The 777-nt window shown below is 64.6% G+C and carries 1 protein-coding gene; it reads right to left on the minus strand.

Annotated elements, in window-relative coordinates:
- A partial coding sequence (locus BHE01S_RS35870; protein ID WP_042273284.1) for an ABC transporter permease subunit occupies window positions 1–776 on the minus strand: 776 nt, incomplete at its 3' end.
- Window position 777 lies beyond the last annotated feature (1 nt).

Here is a 777-nt window from a genome sequence, read left to right on the forward strand (position 1 = left end):
TCGTACGCGAGAATCACCACGATCATCGCAAGGATCACCCAGCCCACGGCATGCAGGTTCTTTTCCGCGATGGCCTGCGCCAGATACGCGCCGACACCCGGCAGCGTGATCGTGTTGTTGCCCACCGTGATCGCTTCGGAGGCCACCACGAAGAACCAGCCGCCCGACATCGACATCATCATGTTCCAGATGAGGCCCGGCATCGAGAACGGCACTTCGAGCTTCCAGAAGCGCTGCCAGCCCGTGAGGTGGAAACCGCGCGAAACTTCATCGAGGTCGCGCGGCACCGTGCGCAGCGACTGGTAGAAGCTGAACGTCATGTTCCACGCCTGGCTCGTGAAGATCGCGAAGATCGCCGCGAGCTCGGCGCCCAGCACGCGCGAGGGAAAGAGCGCGAGGAAGAACGTGACCGTGAAGGAGATGTAGCCGAGCACCGGCACCGACTGCAGGATGTCGAGAATCGGCACGAGCACCTGGCCCGCGCGGCGGCTCTTCGCCGCGAGCGTGCCGTACACGAGCGTGAAGATGAGCGAGGCGACCATCGCCGCGAGCATGCGCAGCGTGGTGCGCATGGCGTACCCGGGCAGGTTGGCCGGATCGAGCGAGATGGGCTGCGCCTTCAGCGTGGCGATGGGCGCCATCGTTTCGTGAAAGCCCACGGCCGCCATCGCGATGAGGCCGATCATCAGCGGGAACGCCACAAAGTCCCAGCGATTGGGCAGCACGCGCCACGCCGAGGCGTTGGCCGTGCGGTTCAGGTTGAAGCTGAACTCCATT

This window comes from Paraburkholderia heleia NBRC 101817 (assembly GCF_000739775.1).
GTDB classification, from domain to species: Bacteria; Pseudomonadota; Gammaproteobacteria; order Burkholderiales; family Burkholderiaceae; genus Paraburkholderia; species Paraburkholderia heleia.